Genomic DNA, 12,050 nt, shown 5'->3' with positions numbered 1-12,050 from the left:
GACCGGGGCCTGTCGGGCGCATTCGGTCGAGCGTCAGGCGCTGACGAGCTCGCCGCTGGCCGACACGAGACCGGCGACGACCGCCGCGACCTGGCCGGCGACCTCGGCGTTGTCGCTGGGGTGGCCCTCGCCGAACTTCTCGAAGGTCGCGCCGATGGACAGCGAGACGTCCTCGAGCACCTTGCCGCCCGCGACGCCGACGGCCTTGCGGGTGTCCTCGTGCGCCCACTTCGCGGCGTTGCCGCTCGGGGAGGCGCTGATCACGGCGACCGGCTTGTCCTTGACGGCGCCGACGCCGTAGGGGCGCGAGATCCAGTCGATCGCGTTCTTGAGAACGGCGGGGATGGTGCCGTTGTACTCGGGGGTGACCAGCAGCAGGGCGTCGGCCTCGGCCGCGGCGGCGCGCAGCGCGTCCACCGAGGCGATGGTGCCCGCGACGTCGATGTCCTCGTTGTAGAAGGGCACCTCGGCGAGGCCCTCGTACACGGTCACCTCGACGCCCTCGGGCGCGGTGCGGGCAGCGGTCTCGGCGAGCTGGCGGTTGACGGAGCCGGCGCGCAGGCTGCCGACGAGGGCGAGAACTCGGGTCTGTGACATGGGGGCTGACTTCCTTCGGGTGGTCGCAAACGATTGATGACCGTTGTGGGCTGGACTAGGTATAGCAAGACAACCGGACCGCGGTCCACTTGTATTCCGGCCGGGGTACCATTCCGAACGTGCAGCCCACCGAAGTCCCCATGGCGCAGCCCCACGAGGCCGAACGCTGCGACGCCGCACGCAACCGGGCGTTGCTGCTGGATGCGGCCGCACTGCTCGTCGCCGATCGCGGCGCCGATGCGGTCACGATGGACGCCGTCGCGGCGAAGGCCGGTGTGGGCAAGGGCACAGTCTTCCGTCGATTCGGCAGCCGGTCCGGACTGATGCAGGCCCTGCTCGACCACACCGAGACCGAGCTCCAACAGGCCTTCATGTTCGGCCCGCCGCCGCTCGGTCCCGGTGCCGATCCGGTCGACCGGCTCGTCGCCTACGGCCGCGCCCGACTGTCGATGGTCGAAGTCCAGGGCGACGTCCTGCGCGCGGTGGAGACCGCGCCCGAACTCCGGTTCGGCGGGCCCGCCCGCAACGTCGGCCTGACCCACACCGTCACACTGCTGAGCGCCGCAGGCACCCCCGGCGATCTCCGACTCCTCGCGACGAGCCTGCTCGCACCCCTCGAGGCGGGCCTGGTGCTGCACCAGGTCCGTAACCTGCACATCCCGATCGACCGCATCGCCGACAGCTGGGAAGACCTGGTGCGCCGCGTCACGCGCAAGCCCTGACTTCACTAGGCTCCGCGAATGCGCATACTCCGAGTAGTCGCTCCCACCCTGTTGGCCGTCGCGGCCCTCACCGCCTGCTCGAACGGCCAGACCCCGGCGTCATCGCCGCCCCAGGTCGGACTGCTGGACCGGACCTTCGTCTCGACCGCCGTCGAGGGCCCGCCCATCCCCGGTGGCGGACCGCTGACCGTCGAGTTCCCCGCACCCGACCGGATCTCCGCGACCGCCGGCTGCAACCGCGCCTCGGGTACCGCGGACCTGAGCGACGGCAAGCTCACCACCGGACCGCTGGCCACCACGATGATGGCGTGCGTCGGCGACAGGGCCGGCGCCGACGCGTGGATGACGGGGTTCCTGGAGTCGACCCCCGCCTGGACCCTGACCGGCGACACCCTGACCCTGCGCTCCGATTCGACCACCGTCACCCTGCTCGACAAGAAGGTCGCGCAGCCGGACCGCCCGCTCGTCGGCACCACCTGGGTGGTCGACACCATCATCGACCCGAACGCCGTCACGACCTCCGCGGCGCTCGAACAGTCAACTCCCACACTGACTGTCGCAGCCGACGGGACCGTGAGCGGCTCGACCGGCTGCAACAGATTCACCGGTACCGCGGAGGTCTCCGGCGACACGGTGACCTTCGGACCGCTGGCCACCACGAGGATGGCGTGCCCGGAGGACGTCGCCCAGGTGGAACGGGCGGTGCTCGCGGTTCTCGACGGACCGACAACCGCGACCATCGATTCCGACAGGCTGCGGCTGATGCGAGCCGACGGTCACGGACTGGGACTGCACGCCCAGTAGCCGTCGTCAGCAGTGCGCGGCGAGCCAGGCCCCGAGGACTCGCGCGCTGGCGTCCACCACGGTGGGCCAGTCCAGCGCCGAGTCGTCGGCACGGTCGCTGACGTGCTTGACGATCCGGCACGCCGCACCCATCCGCTCGCACGCCGCGGCGATCGCAAACCCCTCCATGTCCACCAGGTCGGCCCTGGCCGCGAGATCGGCGCGGACCACCGGGTCGGTGACGAACATGTCCCCCGTGGCGAGCACCGACCCGTCGCCGCCGTCGATCGAGATCCGGTCCCGCACCGGGTAACCGAGCGACCCGAGCACCTCCGCGCTGATGTCGTGGTTGAGCACCGCGGACGGCACGAACAGGCCCGAATGGTGATCGTGCAGCGCGCCCGCGGTCCCGATGTTCACCACCCGCGGCCGACCGCCCTCCGGGTACCGGCCGAGCGCCTCGGCGACCGCGACCGCCGCGTCCACCTTGCCGATTCCGGTGACCAGCACCTCGAAACCGGAGGGAACGTGTGCGGACTCCGCGGCGGTGGCGGACACGACGAGAATCTGCTCGGTGGTCACCCACAGGACTCTATAGAGTGGCCCGCATGGCCACTCTGCGCGCTCGTATCCTGCAGGAACTCGGCGCGAAGCCGACCATCGATCCGGCGTCCGAGGTGCGCGCCCGGGTGCAGTTCCTCAAGGACTACCTGCGGTCCACCCCGGCGAAGGGCTTCGTCCTCGGCATCAGCGGTGGCCAGGACAGCACCCTCGCGGGCAGGCTGGCCCAGCTCGCCGTCACCGAACTGCGAGCCGAGGGCCACGAGGCCGAGTTCGTCGCCGTCCGGCTGCCCTACGGGGTGCAGGCAGACGAGCACGACGCGCAGGTCTCGCTGAAGTTCATCGAGCCGGACCGCTCGGTGGTGGTGAACGTCAAGCCCAGCACCGACGCGGCCGCCACCGAGAGCGCCGAAGGCATCGCCGAGGTCATCGGACACAACGGTGGACTGCGAGACTTCGTGCGCGGCAACATCAAGGCCCGTGAACGCATGGTGATCCAGTACGCGATCGCCGGTCAGCTCGGCCACCTGGTCATCGGGACCGACCACGCCGCCGAGGCGATCACCGGGTTCTTCACCAAGTTCGGTGACGGCGGTGTGGACCTGACCCCGCTGACCGGGCTGTCCAAGCGGCAGGGTGCGGCGCTGCTCGCCCATCTCGGGGCGCCCGACAGCACGTGGTCCAAGGTCCCGACCGCCGACCTCGAGGACGACCGGCCCGCCCTGCCGGACGAGGAGGCGCTCGGCCTGCGTTACTCGGAGATCGACGACTACCTCGAGGGCCGCGAGGTCACCGAGGCGGTCGCCACCAGGCTCGAGGGCATGTTCCTGGCCACCCGGCACAAGCGCACGGTGCCGGTGACCCCGCTCGACGACTGGTGGAAGTGACGCGATGAGCACCGTCCTGGTCGCGGGCGGTACGGGCACCGCGGGCAGTGCCGCGGTCGCCGAGCTGCAGGCCCGCGGCCACCGGGTCAGGGTGCTCAGCCGGCGTGCGCCGTCGACCACGGTCGCCGGCCTCGAGCACTCTCCCGGCGACCTGCTCACCGGGGAGGGTCTGAGCGCGGCACTCGACGGGGTGGACGTGCTCGTGTCCGCGGTCAACGGTCAGACCCGCAAGACCCGGGCCGTCTTCACCGACGGCGCCCGGAACCTGACCCGGGCCGCCGAGGCCGCGGGGGTGCGGCGCGCCGTGCTGCTGTCGATCGTCGGGGTCGACCAGGTCCGGTTCTCCTACTACGCGGCCATCGCCGAGCAGGAACGGATCTACACCGCGTCCGGGCTGGACACGACGATCGTGCGGGCCACCCAGTTCCACTCGCTGTTGCGGTCGATCTTCGCCACCACCGCCCGGGTCGGTGTCCTCCCCGCGATCCGCGGCGCGAGGTTCCAGCCGATCGCCCCGGCCGACGTGGGTCGCGCGCTCGCCGACGCCGCGCTCGCCGACTCCGCGGGTGACCGGGTCGAGGTCGGCGGACCGGCCGTCGCCACGATGCGTGAACTCGCCGAGACCTGGAAGGAGTCGACCGGCAGCCGTTCGCTGGTGCTCGGCGTGCCGTTGCCCGGACCGCCCGGCCGATTTCTGCGCGCCGGGATGAACCTGACTCCCGACAACCGTTGCGGCACAGTCACCTTCGACCAGTGGTTGGCCGAGAACCGATCCTGATCAGCCGCCGGCGAACGGCGGCAGCACGTCGACCCGCGCCGCCGCGGCCGCCGCGAGGTCACGGGTCAGTTCGTCGTCCTGGAGGAATGCCGCCACGCCGAGGACACGCTCCATGCCCTGGCCGTGCCGCTCCACCAGCACCGCCCGCAGGTCGCCGAGCGTTGCGTCCGCGGCCAGCGGAAACACCTCCTCGGTGCGCCCGGCGGCGTCTGCCGCCGCCGCGAAGTAACGCACCACCACGGTCCGCTCAGCCACCGATTGCCCCCATGCTGCGCCTGGGCGGCTGGAAACCCGCCGAGTCGATGCCGTGTCCGGCCCACTTGTTCCACATCGCCCCGCGCCACAGCCCGGCCAGGTCCTCGTCGGTGGCCCCCGCACGCATCGCGCCGCGCAGGTCGACCTCCTCGTCGCTGAACAGGCAGGACCGCACCGTGCCCTCGGCGGTGAGCCGCGTCCGGTCGCAGTCCGCGCAGAAGTTCCTGGTCACCGAGGCGATGATCCCGACCGTCGCCGGTCCGCCGTCCACCAGCCACTCCTCGGCAGGCGCCGACGGGTCCTCGCGCCCGATCTCGGCGAGCTCGAACCGCTCCCCCAGCACCGCCAGCAATCGCTGCGCGTCGACCATCGAGGATCGGTCCCAGGTGTGGTCCGCATCGAGGGGCATCTCCTCGATGAAGCGGAGACGGACCCCCTCCTGGAGGCACCACGCGAGCAGATCGGCTGCGCCGCTCAGCGTTTCGGGCATCAACACGGCGTTCACCTTGAGCGGGGCCAGACCCGCCTTCGCCGCCGCGCGAATTCCGGCCAGCACCGACGGCAGACGGTCCCGGCGAGTGAGCTCGGCGAAGTGCGCACGGTCGATCGAATCGAGCGAGATGTTCACCCTCGTCAGGCCCGCATCCACCAGTCGCTGCGCGCGGTGCTCGAGACCCACCGCGTTCGTGGTCATCGACAGCGGGGTGCCGGGGACCGCGCGGGCGCAGCCGTCCACGATGTCCTCGAGGTCGCGGCGCATCAGCGGTTCGCCGCCGGTGAACCGGATCTGGTCCACACCCAGGTCCTCGACCGCGATCCGCACCAGGCGCACGATCTCGTCCGTGCTCAGGAGCCGGCTCTGCGGAATGGCCGGCAGGCCCTCGGCGGGCATGCAGTAGGTGCACCGCAGCGAGCACTTCTCGGTGATCGACACCCGCAGGTCCTTCGCCACCCGCCCGAACCGGTCGATCAGGCCCGACACGTCGGGCCGGTCGGAAATGGATGAAACGGACGAACGCACGCGCGGCAAGCCCATCTGCACCGGACGAACGGTTGCAGTCATCGGCTCACCTGCACTGTCACCCCACCAGTATGCCGTCCGGAGGCTCCGCCGTGCGCTTCGAGACCCACCGATGCGGACACCCGAACCCTGCCTAGGATATGGACCCATGCCGCAGAGGACGCGATGACCAGCAGATCCGTCGACGAGCACGCGCGCCGCGTTCGAGCCCTGCTCGCCCCGGCGCTCGCACACCGCACCGAGCTCGTCGCGGTCACCGCCGCGCTGGGCCGGGTCCTCGCCGGCGACGTGCACTCCCCGCTCGACCTGCCGCCGTTCCGCAACTCGCAGATGGACGGGTTCGCGGTCGCGGCGGCATCGGTGCGGACGGCGCCCGTCACGATGCCCGTGGCCGAGACGGTCGCAGCCGGGGACGCCGGTCCCGCCCACCTGCCACCGGGCACCGCGGTCCGGATCATGACCGGTGCGCCCGTTCCGGACGGCGCCGACGCGGTCGTGCCGGTCGAGGACACCGAGTCCACCACCGACGAGGTCACCGTGCGAGTCGCCCGGGGTGCGGGCGAGTACGTGCGCGACCGCGGAAGCGACGTCCATGCCGGCGACCTGCTGCTGGCGGCAGGAGCCCGGCTCACCGCGCGGCACCTGTCGATGTTCGCGGCCGTCGGCCTGGTCGAGGTGCCCGTGCTGCGTCGACCGCGGGTCGCGGTGATCACCACCGGTGCCGAGTTGGTCGAGGCCGGACGGGCGCTCGAGCCGGGGCAGATCTACGACTCGAACGGCATCGCGCTCTCGGCGAGCCTGGAAGCCAACGGCGCCGAGGTGTCCTCCGTCGACCGCAGCACCGACGACGTGGACCTGTTTCGCGAAATCCTCCACCGTGCAACCGCATCCGCCGACCTCGTGATCACATCGGGCGGGGTGTCGATGGGCGAATTCGAGGTGGTGCGCGAGGTGCTCACGCCGCTCGGCGGCTGGTTCGGACACGTGGCGATGCAGCCCGGCGGACCCCAGGGGCTGGCCGAGGTCGACGGCGTCCCGGTGCTCAACTTCCCCGGCAACCCGGTCAGCACGCTGGTCTCGTTCGAGGTGTTCGCCCGGCCGGAGCTGCGCCGAGCGGCCGGTCTCGTGCCGATCGAAGTGGAGCGGCTGCCACTCGAGGTCCCGCTGACCTCGGTGCCGGGCAAACGGCAGTTCCTGCGCGGGCGACGCCTCGCCGGAAGTGTGACACTGGAATCGGGACCGGGATCGCACCTCGTCGCGGCGCTGGCCAGGGCGGACGTGCTGATCGACGTCCCGGAGGACGTGACGGCAATGGAACCGGGAGACGATGTGCGGGTGTGGCCCCTGTGAACGACAGAAGTTCGACGACCCAGCAGAACGCGACGAGCGCGAATCTGACCCATCTGGACGGTGAGGGCCGGGCCAGGATGGTCGACGTGGGCGCCAAGGCCAGCACGGCCCGGATCGCGGTCGCGGCGGGCGAGTTGCAGACCACTGCCGAGGTGATCGGACTCGTCCGCGCCGACGACATGCCCAAGGCCGATGTGCTCGCGACCGCCCGGATCGCCGGAATCGCGGGTGCGAAGCGGACCTCGGAACTGATCCCGCTGTGTCATCAGCTGGCACTGACGTCGGTGAAGCTCGAGTTCGGCTTCACCGACACCACTGTCACCATCGAGGCGACCGCCAAGACCACCGGCCAGACCGGAGTGGAGATGGAGGCACTGACCGCCGTCGCGGTGGCGGGACTCACCCTGCACGACATGGTCAAGGCGGTCGACCCCGCGGCGAGCCTGAACGCGGTACGCCTGCTGACCAAGGCCGGCGGCAAGCACGGGAACTGGGTGCGCGGCCAGTCCGACTCCGATCGACCCGCACCCGAGTCGCAGGCACCGACCGCAGGCGAGCGCAGCGCCGTGGTGCTGGTCGCCTCGACCGGCGGCGCCGCCGGCACCCGTGAGGACACCACCGGCCCGATGCTCGCGGACTGGCTGACGGCACAGGGCTTCTCGGTTCGGGGCCCGCTGGTGTACGCGGATGCCGAGATCGCCGCCGGCCTGGCGGACGCCCTCTCCGGCGGGCCCGCGCTCGTGGTGAGCACCGGCGGAACCGGCGCCTCCCCCACCGACCAGACCCCCGAGGTCACCCGGGCGGTACTGGATCGCGAACTTCCGGGGATCGCGGAGGCGATGCGCCGCAAGGGAACCGAGAAGACGGTGCACGCCTCCCTCAGCCGCGGGCTCGCGGGCCTGGCCGGGCGGACCGTGGTGGTGAACCTGCCGGGCTCCCCCGGCGGTGTGCGCGACGGCATCTCGGTGCTCGAACCGATCCTGGATCATCTGCTGGCGCAGGTCTCGGGCGGCGGGATGCACGATGAGTGAACTCCTGGCACGTATCTCGTCCGAACCACTGGACCCGGCCGCGGTCGACACCGCGGTCGCAGGCCCCGAGCAAGGCGCCGTCGTCCTGTTCAGTGGCGTCGTCCGCAACCATGATGGCGGGCAAGCCGTTTCGGCTCTCGAATACCAGGCGCACCCGGATGCCGAGCGATTCCTGCGGCGCTGCTGCGAGGAGGTCTCCACGCAGTCGGGTCTGCCGGTGGCCGCGGTGCACCGGGTGGGTGCGCTCGTGGTTGGCGATCTCGCGCTCGTCGCCGCGGTTGCGGCGCCACACCGCGCGGAGGCCTTCGCAGCGTGCGCCCTTCTGGTGGAACGGATCAAGGCGGAGGTACCGATCTGGAAGCGCCAGCACTTCGCGGACGGCGTCACGGAGTGGGTGGGGCTGTAGGCCAGGTGTGACGCAGGCTACGCCGGAGCAGTTCCAGACTTCGGCTATGCTGGAGGTCACTTGGCGCGGACAGTTTGCGCGCCAAACGTCGTGGAACGCTTCCTCGGCGCGCAGGTCACGGCATCGAATGCCACCTTCCCGCGTGCCGACCGGTGCACCCCAGCACAAGCTCTTCTTGCGGCGATCGATTTTGCCCACCGGCAATCTCGCCACTTTTGTGCTGACTTTCACGTGCGGACCCGAGTCCGCCCGTGCGGTGCCCAGCGCAACCCGATGCCCGAAAGGCACTCCACCACAATGACGCAATCCTTCGCCGATCTCGGCGTGCGCGATCCCCTCGTCAAGGCGCTGGCCGCCAACGGGATCACCGCACCGTTCCCCATCCAGGTCGACACCCTGCCCGACACCCTCGCCGGCCGCGACGTGCTCGGCCGGGGCAAGACCGGCAGCGGCAAGACCCTGGCCTTCTCCATTCCGATGGTCGCCCGCCTGGCCGGCGACCTCGCGGGCGGCAACCGCCGCCCCGGCCGCCCGGTCGGCCTGATCCTCGCGCCGACCCGCGAGCTGGCCACCCAGATCTCCGCGACGCTCGAGCCCCTCGCGGCCGCCTACGACCTGCGTGTGACGACCATCTTCGGTGGCGTCTCCCAGCATCGTCAGGTGCAGGCACTCAAGGCCGGTGTCGACATCGTCGTCGCCTGCCCGGGTCGCCTCGAGGACCTGATGAAGCAGAAGTTCGTCTCGCTCGACGCCGTGGAGATCACGGTCCTCGACGAGGCCGATCACATGGCCGACCTCGGCTTCCTGCCGGTGGTGACGCGGATCCTGTCCGCCACCCCGGAGAACGGCCAGCGGCTGCTGTTCTCGGCCACCCTGGACAACGGGGTGGACAAGCTGGTCAAGAGGTTCCTGCACAACGAGGTGCTGCACTCGGTCGACGAGGCGAACTCCCCCGTCGCCGCGATGACCCACCACGTGTTCGACGTCTCCGGCGTCGAGGCGAAGAAGGCCCTCGTGCACAAGCTCGCGTCCGGCACCGGTCGTCGAATCCTGTTCATGCGCACCAAGCATCAGGCACGCAAGCTGGCCCGTCAGCTCACCGAGGCGGGCATCCCGTCGGTGGATCTGCACGGCAACCTCTCCCAGGCCGCACGCGACCGCAACCTGGCGGCGTTCTCCGCTGGCGAGGCGCGCGTGCTGGTCGCGACCGACGTCGCCGCACGCGGCGTGCACGTCGACGAGGTGGAGTTGGTCGTGCACGTGGACCCGCCCGCCGAACACAAGGCCTACCTGCACCGTTCGGGCCGGACGGCACGCGCGGGCAGCGCAGGCGACGTGGTGACGGTGGTACTGCCCGAGCAGCGCAAGGATCTCGCCATCCTGATGCGCAAGGCCGCCATCAAGGTGACCCCGCAGCAGGTGACCGCCGACTCCGATCCGGTCACCGCGCTCGTCGGCGAGATCGCGCCGCACGTGGTTCCCGTACCCAAGCCCGCGACCCAGCCCCAGGGCCAGGGTGGCGGCAGGCGTGGCGGCGCCGGTGGCGGCGGTCCGCGGCGCGGCGGCCAGGGCGGTGCCCGCAGCGGCGGCGGCCAGGGCGGCGGGCGCGGGCGCGGCCAGTCCGGTGCCGGAGCGGGCCGCGGAGGCGACGGCGCCGCGGCAGGCGGCGGTCGGAGCTCGGGCGGTCGCGGACGCGGACAGGGATCCGGGCAGCCGAAGGTGATGTACAGCAGCGAGACCCCCGGGTCGGGTGGCTCGCAGGGCGGCGGCAGCAACCAGCGCCGCCGGCGCGCCACGCGCCCCTAGTTTCTAGTTCTCCACCACGTAGCGGTGCACGCCGGTCATGGCCTCTGCACCGCTTTCGTGTACCTGGACGCAGCCGTCTAGGCGCGTGAGCACGTCGTCGCCGTCGAGACCGGAACCGATCAGAACCAGCTCGGTCGCCCGGGCCTGCCCGCGGCCCCAGGCGGCCGTCTCGAAGCGGATGTGCCGGCCGACGGTCTGCAGCATGTACCGCTGCGCATGGCCCGGAATGCCGAAGTACACATAGCCTTTGACGCGATACAGGCCCGGGGGCGGATCCTCGAGGAGTCGAACCAGCGCCCGCGGATCCAGCGGCCGTGCGCTGGTGAAGGTCACTGACTCGTAGTGATCGTGCAGGTGCTCGTGGCCGGCACAGTCGTGGTCGTGCTCGTCCGGTTCCGCCAGCAACTCGTCGAGGCTCAGCTGTCGCGGACCGTCGTCGACGCGGGCCACCTCGTCGAACAGCAACCGGGGGTCGACCCTGCCGTGCACCGTCGGGAGCACCGGCGACCGATCGCCCAGTCCCCCGACGCGCGCGAGCACGGCCTGCAGTTCCGCCGCCGAGATCCGGTCGGTCTTGTTGAGCACCACCAGGTCCGCCATCCGCATGTGCAGGTCGAGTTCCGGGTGGCGCGCGCGGGTGTCCTCGAACTCGGCGGCGTCGACGAGCACGACAAGTCCCCCGTACCCGATGCGAGGGTTCTCGCTGCCGAGGATCAGGCGCACCATGTTGCGGGGTTCGGCGAGGCCGCTCGCCTCGACGACGATGACGTCGATGTCCGAGCGCGGATGTGCGAGCCGGTCGAGCATCGCATCCATCTCGCTCACGTCGACCGCACAACAGAGGCACCCGTTGCTGAGCGAGACCATCGAGTCGACCTGACCGGCGACCATCATCGCGTCGATGTTGACCGAGCCGAAGTCGTTGACGACGACGCCGATCCGCACTCCGTGTCGGCCCCGGAGCAGGTGGTTGAGCAGGGTGGTCTTGCCCGAGCCGAGGAATCCGGCCACCAGGATCACCGGTATCCGCCGCTTCGCCACTGTCGCACCCTCCTCGAATCGACCACCCATCCTAGGTGGACCAGGTCAGTGTGATGCGAGCGGCAACCGGCCGCGGTCGTGTGCCTCGACACAGCCTGAGCCGAACATCGGTCCGGTCACAGCCACCGGCGAAGGTGTTGCAGCAGCCCGTGTATCTCGATGTAATTGCGCTGCGTTACAGGGCACTTCACGACGCCGTGATACGCGCACGAAATCATTGTGCACACAACACAATTCGGGGGAACACAGGATGAACACCAAGCGAATCGCAGTCTTCTTCGCTGCACTGCTGCTGATGCTCGGCCTCGGCGCGGGGCTGGCCAACGCCTCGGAGAACGTGCGGGGCATCGAGAACCAGGCGGTCGTCTCGGTCGCGGATGCGGCCACCACCGCGAAGGTCGGCGAGGTGCCGGTCTCCCCGGCCGGCTCGCCGGGCGTCGTCGGACCCGCGGCCAAGGAGGACGTCGACACCGCGGCCCAGTCGTCTGCGGGCACCGTCGTGGTGAAGGCGATCAAGGAATGCGGCCTCGGAGCCCTCGTCGGCAACACCACCGACGAACTCTCGCTCCAGAACGTCATCGTCTTCGTCAATGCGGCGGGCAAGCGACTGGCCGCGGTCGCGGGCGGGCCGGTGGCGATCATCACGGTCGCTGCCCAGGGCTGCGTGGAGCGGGTCATCGACGCGTTCGGCGGCGGCACCGGATCGCTGTCCGGCCTCGGTTCACTGGCAACGGGATCGGTGGGCGGTGGATCGACCGGCTCGCTCGCCGGCTGACTCGTCGCCGGACAGACCGAAGGCCGGGCACCTGGGG

Annotated in this window: 14 protein-coding genes; 9 read left to right on the top strand and 5 right to left on the bottom strand. The window is 70.7% G+C overall.

The window, feature by feature from the left end:
- Positions 1–33: 33 nt before the first annotated feature.
- Entirely contained in the window at positions 34–597 is a 564-nt protein-coding gene (locus ACFXGJ_RS21545; RefSeq protein ID WP_378624532.1) for an NAD(P)H-dependent oxidoreductase, read from the bottom strand.
- 140 nt (positions 598–737) lie between these two features.
- On the opposite strand from ACFXGJ_RS21545, the gene ACFXGJ_RS21540 reads away from it, so the two are divergent.
- Together ACFXGJ_RS21540 and ACFXGJ_RS21535 are read left to right on the top strand one after the other, a co-directional pair.
- Positions 738–1,319 (top strand): TetR/AcrR family transcriptional regulator, encoded by a 582-nt coding sequence (locus ACFXGJ_RS21540; RefSeq protein ID WP_378624535.1) that lies wholly within the window; start codon positions 738–740, stop codon positions 1,317–1,319.
- A gap of 18 nt (positions 1,320–1,337) precedes the next feature.
- Positions 1,338–2,123: an META domain-containing protein gene (locus tag ACFXGJ_RS21535; RefSeq protein WP_378624529.1), complete on the top strand. Its 786-nt coding sequence runs from the start codon at positions 1,338–1,340 to the stop codon at positions 2,121–2,123.
- A gap of 6 nt (positions 2,124–2,129) precedes the next feature.
- On the opposite strand, the gene ACFXGJ_RS21530 is transcribed toward ACFXGJ_RS21535, so the two are convergent.
- Positions 2,130–2,684, bottom strand: coding sequence for a nucleosidase (locus ACFXGJ_RS21530; RefSeq protein WP_378624525.1), 555 nt, complete (start codon positions 2,682–2,684; stop codon positions 2,130–2,132).
- A 26-nt stretch (positions 2,685–2,710) separates the two neighbouring features.
- On the opposite strand from ACFXGJ_RS21530, the gene nadE reads away from it, so the two are divergent.
- Together nadE and ACFXGJ_RS21520 are read left to right on the top strand one after the other, a co-directional pair.
- Positions 2,711–3,550, top strand: a complete 840-nt coding sequence (gene nadE, locus ACFXGJ_RS21525) for an ammonia-dependent NAD(+) synthetase (protein ID WP_378624522.1) — start codon at positions 2,711–2,713, stop codon at positions 3,548–3,550.
- A gap of 4 nt (positions 3,551–3,554) precedes the next feature.
- A complete protein-coding gene (locus ACFXGJ_RS21520) occupies positions 3,555–4,328 on the top strand; it encodes an SDR family oxidoreductase (protein ID WP_378624519.1) in 774 nt (257 codons plus the stop codon).
- Here the strand turns inward: ACFXGJ_RS21520 and ACFXGJ_RS21515 are convergent, their stop codons facing one another.
- On the bottom strand, positions 4,329–4,583 hold the full coding sequence (locus tag ACFXGJ_RS21515) for a MoaD/ThiS family protein (protein WP_378624516.1): 255 nt from the start codon (positions 4,581–4,583) through the stop codon (positions 4,329–4,331).
- Entirely contained in the window at positions 4,576–5,646 is a 1,071-nt protein-coding gene (gene moaA, locus ACFXGJ_RS21510) for a GTP 3',8-cyclase MoaA (protein ID WP_378624511.1), read from the bottom strand. The genes ACFXGJ_RS21515 and moaA overlap by 8 nt, the downstream gene beginning before the upstream one ends.
- Before the next feature lie 123 nt (positions 5,647–5,769).
- Here moaA and glp point away from each other — a divergent pair, with 123 nt between their 5' ends.
- The 4 genes from glp (at position 5,770) to ACFXGJ_RS21490 (ending at position 10,197) form a co-directional block, all read left to right on the top strand.
- Positions 5,770–6,954, top strand: coding sequence for a gephyrin-like molybdotransferase Glp (gene glp, locus ACFXGJ_RS21505; protein ID WP_378624508.1), 1,185 nt, complete (start codon positions 5,770–5,772; stop codon positions 6,952–6,954).
- A complete protein-coding gene (moaCB, locus tag ACFXGJ_RS21500) occupies positions 6,951–7,985 on the top strand; it encodes a bifunctional molybdenum cofactor biosynthesis protein MoaC/MoaB (RefSeq protein ID WP_378624505.1) in 1,035 nt (344 codons plus the stop codon). Before glp ends, moaCB begins: the two co-directional genes overlap by 4 nt.
- Positions 7,978–8,391 (top strand): molybdenum cofactor biosynthesis protein MoaE, encoded by a 414-nt coding sequence (locus ACFXGJ_RS21495; RefSeq protein WP_378624503.1) that lies wholly within the window; start codon positions 7,978–7,980, stop codon positions 8,389–8,391. The genes moaCB and ACFXGJ_RS21495 overlap by 8 nt, the downstream gene beginning before the upstream one ends.
- Before the next feature lie 297 nt (positions 8,392–8,688).
- Positions 8,689–10,197 carry a DEAD/DEAH box helicase gene (locus tag ACFXGJ_RS21490; protein ID WP_378624500.1) on the top strand — a complete coding sequence of 503 codons (1,509 nt, stop codon included), beginning with the start codon at positions 8,689–8,691 and terminating at the stop codon, positions 10,195–10,197.
- A gap of 3 nt (positions 10,198–10,200) precedes the next feature.
- Here ACFXGJ_RS21490 and ACFXGJ_RS21485 read toward each other — a convergent pair whose 3' ends face one another.
- Positions 10,201–11,238 (bottom strand): CobW family GTP-binding protein, encoded by a 1,038-nt coding sequence (locus ACFXGJ_RS21485; protein WP_378624497.1) that lies wholly within the window; start codon positions 11,236–11,238, stop codon positions 10,201–10,203.
- 250 nt (positions 11,239–11,488) lie between these two features.
- Here ACFXGJ_RS21485 and ACFXGJ_RS21480 point away from each other — a divergent pair, with 250 nt between their 5' ends.
- Complete coding sequence (locus ACFXGJ_RS21480; protein WP_378624495.1) at positions 11,489–12,013, top strand: hypothetical protein; 525 nt, start codon at positions 11,489–11,491, stop codon at positions 12,011–12,013.
- Positions 12,014–12,050 lie beyond the last annotated feature (37 nt).

It is taken from the genome of Rhodococcus sp. NPDC059234, assembly GCF_042754225.1.
Taxonomy (GTDB): domain Bacteria; phylum Actinomycetota; class Actinomycetes; order Mycobacteriales; family Mycobacteriaceae; genus Rhodococcus_G.
The sequence above is the reverse complement of the archived record's forward strand: the minus strand, read 5'-3'. Positions and strand labels throughout refer to the sequence as shown.

Coding starts and splice junctions, on each gene's coding strand:
- moaA (WP_378624511.1), bottom strand. CDS start 5,646: ATGACTGCAACCGTTCGTCCGGTGCAGATGGGCTTGCCGCGCGTGCGT.
- ACFXGJ_RS21480 (WP_378624495.1), top strand. CDS start 11,489: ATGAACACCAAGCGAATCGCAGTCTTCTTCGCTGCACTGCTGCTGATG.
- ACFXGJ_RS21490 (WP_378624500.1), top strand. CDS start 8,689: ATGACGCAATCCTTCGCCGATCTCGGCGTGCGCGATCCCCTCGTCAAG.
- ACFXGJ_RS21535 (WP_378624529.1), top strand. CDS start 1,338: ATGCGCATACTCCGAGTAGTCGCTCCCACCCTGTTGGCCGTCGCGGCC.
- glp (WP_378624508.1), top strand. CDS start 5,770: ATGACCAGCAGATCCGTCGACGAGCACGCGCGCCGCGTTCGAGCCCTG.
- ACFXGJ_RS21540 (WP_378624535.1), top strand. CDS start 738: ATGGCGCAGCCCCACGAGGCCGAACGCTGCGACGCCGCACGCAACCGG.
- ACFXGJ_RS21545 (WP_378624532.1), bottom strand. CDS start 597: ATGTCACAGACCCGAGTTCTCGCCCTCGTCGGCAGCCTGCGCGCCGGC.
- ACFXGJ_RS21520 (WP_378624519.1), top strand. CDS start 3,555: ATGAGCACCGTCCTGGTCGCGGGCGGTACGGGCACCGCGGGCAGTGCC.
- ACFXGJ_RS21495 (WP_378624503.1), top strand. CDS start 7,978: ATGAGTGAACTCCTGGCACGTATCTCGTCCGAACCACTGGACCCGGCC.
- nadE (WP_378624522.1), top strand. CDS start 2,711: ATGGCCACTCTGCGCGCTCGTATCCTGCAGGAACTCGGCGCGAAGCCG.